The organism is Terriglobus sp. YAF25 (assembly GCF_052113305.1).
Classification (GTDB): Bacteria; Acidobacteriota; Terriglobia; order Terriglobales; family Acidobacteriaceae; genus Terriglobus.
The window spans coordinates 1-3,641 of record NZ_JBFRCY010000476.1 but is presented as its reverse complement, the minus strand read 5'-3'; the positions used below and the strand labels follow the sequence as shown (position 1 = coordinate 3,641).

Annotated in this window: 6 protein-coding genes; all 6 read right to left on the bottom strand. The window is 58.1% G+C overall.

The window, feature by feature from the left end; all coding sequences use genetic code 11:
* Positions 1 to 146 precede the first annotated feature (146 nt).
* Positions 147 to 377 carry a hypothetical protein gene (locus AB4043_RS18305; protein WP_147648517.1) on the bottom strand — a complete coding sequence of 77 codons (231 nt, stop codon included), beginning with the start codon at positions 375 to 377 and terminating at the stop codon, positions 147 to 149.
* Between the two features lie 39 nt (positions 378 to 416).
* A complete protein-coding gene (locus tag AB4043_RS18300; protein ID WP_442299397.1) occupies positions 417 to 1,268 on the bottom strand; it encodes a flagellin N-terminal helical domain-containing protein in 852 nt (283 codons plus the stop codon).
* Between the two features lie 12 nt (positions 1,269 to 1,280).
* Positions 1,281 to 2,603 (bottom strand): flagellar hook-associated protein FlgK, encoded by a 1,323-nt coding sequence (gene flgK / locus AB4043_RS18295; RefSeq protein ID WP_442299396.1) that lies wholly within the window; start codon positions 2,601 to 2,603, stop codon positions 1,281 to 1,283.
* Between the two features lie 7 nt (positions 2,604 to 2,610).
* Positions 2,611 to 2,907 (bottom strand): flagellar biosynthesis anti-sigma factor FlgM, encoded by a 297-nt coding sequence (gene flgM, locus AB4043_RS18290; RefSeq protein ID WP_442299395.1) that lies wholly within the window; start codon positions 2,905 to 2,907, stop codon positions 2,611 to 2,613.
* Positions 2,908 to 2,926: 19 nt separating this feature from the next.
* Complete coding sequence (locus AB4043_RS18285) at positions 2,927 to 3,229, bottom strand: hypothetical protein (RefSeq protein ID WP_442307720.1); 303 nt, start codon at positions 3,227 to 3,229, stop codon at positions 2,927 to 2,929.
* Positions 3,229 to 3,641 (bottom strand): flagellar basal body P-ring protein FlgI (locus AB4043_RS18280; RefSeq protein ID WP_442307719.1); only part of this gene is annotated, 413 nt, incomplete at its 5' end. The genes AB4043_RS18285 and AB4043_RS18280, both read right to left, overlap by 1 nt.

Genomic DNA, 3,641 nt, shown 5'->3' with positions numbered 1-3,641 from the left:
CAGGGACCACTGCCCTGTAATCTCGCGGGTAGGAGCCTGTTTCGGAGCCGGAGCAGGCGTCTTCTTCCCGCAACCGATCAATGGAGCAAGACCTGCACCCGCGGCGGAAAGAAGACCATACCGCAACAAGTCGCGGCGAGGCAGATTCATTCTCCGCCCCGCTTTCCTGCCAGATCGCGAATCTCGCCGGTCCAGCGCAGAAAGCGCATCAATTGACCACGTTCCCGCCAGGCAAACCGGAAGAAATCCGATGCAGTAATCTGCTCTGCCTTCAACCCGGAATAGGTTTCAAGACGCCAGCGCAGGTAAGGAGAGTTCCACGGCCGCAGCCGGTGGCCCTTCGTCGCATTCCAAAGAAACAGCAGCCCACCAAACATTCCGCTGTCAGTATAGGGCGAGGGCGTGCCCTATGTGCCCTATGAAAGAAAGTCGAAGAGATTGGACTTGCCCAGAGAGGCAATCACACTTAGCAATGCCTTCTGCTGGGTTTGGGTGTTGCTCAGATCGGTGGCAATCTGGGCCGGGTCTGCGCTCAACAACTCCGTCTGCGAAATCGTAATCTCGGACTTACGCTGGCTGGCTGTGTCGCTGGCGCTCTGTATGGCAGAGAGCGAGTTTTCAAAGCCTGCGCGCTGCGTCGTCACCGTATTCAAAGCCGCCCCAAGCTTGCCTGTCGCCGTCATATCCCCGGAGGTAGCACCGGCAATGGCATCGTCCAGAGCGGTGAGAGCCTGAGAAAAGATATTCGATCCTGGCACATTCGTGGCGATCTTCTGCCCTGTCGGAGTGGTTACGTACTGGATCGAGCTGTCTCCGGAATAGGTTCCATTCGAGGCAAATGCGGGGGAGTCGGTAGCGCTGCCGGCAAAGAGATATTGCCCCTGGAAAGAGCTGTTCGCCATGGAAAGGACCGTGGACTTGATGTTCTGCAGTTGCTGCGCCACGGTCGCCTTCGCGTCGGCATTCAACGTTCCGTTGTTTGCCTGCGTCGACAGCGAAATCGCCTGGGTCAACTGCTGCACCACCGTGCTCAGAGCGCTGTCGGCTGTCTGCATACGGCCGGTGAGACCGGTCGCGGTATGGATAAACGTGTCGTTGAGGGAGAGCTCTGACTGCATACGGGCCGCACTACTGACCGCGACAGAGTCGTCTGACAACTGATTCACGCGCGATCCGCTCGAAAGCTGCTGCGTCAAGCGCTGTTCTGTTGCTGAAATCGCGTTCAGCGAGCCGGTAAGACCAGTGATGAAATTGGGATCGATACGCATATCATGCTGTCCTTAGGAGACCGTCGTTTCCTGTCCGAGGTTGATCGCTTCCGCCATCAGTTTGTCCGCAACCGCGAAGATACGCGCATTGGCTTGATAGGCCTTCTGGTACATCGTCAGGTTGGCTGCCTCTTCGTCCAGCGACACTCCGGAGACTGCATTGCGCTGTGACTGGATCTGCGTCAGCGTTGCATTCTGAGCCGTATTGTCCGTGGAGGCCGCACTTGCCTGCGCACCGATCTCGGACAACATTGCCGCGAGAAAGTCTCCGCCGGTCTCTCCATTGGTGTTCTTTGCATCCTTCAGCGCAGCCAACGCGGAGGCGTTTCCACTGCCTCCTGAACCTTCTCCCGAAGCCGCAGCAGCAATCCCTGATGGACTGGTCATCACGACCTTGATATTTGCCGCAAACCCTGTAGCGCTCGACGGTGACGAAAAGATCGCTCCACCGCTGCTGCCGTTTGCATCCACACCTGCAGCATTCTGGGTATTGACGGCATTCGCTACGCTCGTAGCGAGCTGGTCCAGAGCGGTGCGGGCGGTTGCCAGGGCTCCGTCGCGTACGGCTACCATTCCGCCAATCTGTCCACCGGTAAGACCAGCGGTCGAGGAAGTATCGAATGCATACGAAGATGCGCCGCTGACAAGAACTGCACCGTTACTCGCGGTCACGGTCACAGCAGCGTTGTCCGTATTGGGGGTGACGGAAACGCCCAGATAATTGGAAAGCTGGGTGATAGCCTGCTGCCGCTGCTCACTAATAGAGCCGTCAGTATCTCTGCCTTCAAGGATCTGCTGATTGAGGCCGGCGATCGTCTTGCTCAGGCTGTTGATGTTGGTAGCAATGCCACCGATCTGTGTGTTGATTCCAGAGATCTGCTGATCCAGTTGATTCGCCGCCGAGTTCGTCGCCGAAGCGAACGATCCGGCCGCGGATAATACCGCCTGGCGTGTCGCAACATCCGAAGGATTGGCCTCAAGGCTGGCAAACGAGGTCCATAAGCCATCCAGGGCGCCTCCAAGAGCCGTGCTTCCGCTGCTGTTAACCGGAAAGACGTTCTGGAGATCGTTCAGCGCCGACAGCTTCGAATTGGCCGCCTGCGCCACATGCGTCTGGTCAGCCAGGCGCTGCTCCACGACGGGGTCGCGCTGCTGGGTCACGCTGACGTTGACAGCGGAGACCGATACGGAATCCTGAAAGGAAACTACGCGGCGTGTATAACCAGCAGTATTCTGGTTAGCCACATTCTGCGCGGTTACATTGAGCGCCTTCTGCGTCGAATCCAACGCCGAGCCGGCTAGCGACATCAATGAAGCCAGGCTTCCGATAGACATGAGTCTCCTATTTGAGCATCGACGAGATCAGCTTGTCAGCTACCGCGGTCGATGGCACGTTATAGCTGCCGTCGGCAATCGCCTTCTGCAGCGCGGCGACTTTCTCCATGCGCGTGTCGTCGCCATTGACAGCCTGGGCGAGTGCTCCCGCCGCGGGGCTAAGGGTTGTCTGATCCTGCTGGATGCTCTTGGCTTCTGTTGCGGACGCGGCCTTGGTGCTCCGTGCCACGCCACTTGTCTTCTCAATACCGAGGCCATTTACCAGGCTGCCGAGATTTCCAATTCCACTCGTTTCGTTTGCCATACAACACTCCTTGACGGGCTTATCGGCCTGTCGGGGCCAGACTTGAGCTCGTAACAGAATCTTTTTCGCGTTGTTCGACAGCCGCTACCATTTTTGAACCAAATCCAAGGCCACCCCGGCTCGCCATCGCTGTCGCCAGCGCCTCAGTCCCGTAGGACTTCAGGGCATCGCCGAACTGACCCTCTCCGTCTTCCTCGTTCCGCAGCGGCTTCAACAGCTCGTTCATCAGCATACCTTCAAACTGCTTCGCTGCGTTTTCGAGCTTTTGTTGCCGTATTGYGGTTGCATCGCCCAGGGACGGGCCTACCGAGGTCACCATCATCACAGCACCTCAATCTCTGCTTCTAATGCTCCTGCCGCCTTCATTGCCTGCAGAATCGAGATCACGTCACGAGCTGTAGCCCCGATCGCCTGCAGATCCCTCACCAGTTCTTCCACCGTCGCGCCCTGCTTGAGCTCGATGCGGTTGACCGGCTTATCCTTTGCATCCACCTTGGTTTGCTGCACCACCTGCGTTGTTCCCTGCGCGAAGGCGTTTGGCTGGCTGACCTCGAACTCCGAGACCACATTGACGCTCAAACCACCGTGCAGGATCGAAACCGGCTGCAGCACCACCTGGCCGCCAATTACGACTGTTCCAGTACGTTCGTTAACAATGACCCGGGCGCTTGGCGCCAGAGCCACTTCCACAGCCTCCACGCGGGCCAGAAGTTGAGGAATATCCTCTCCGGGAC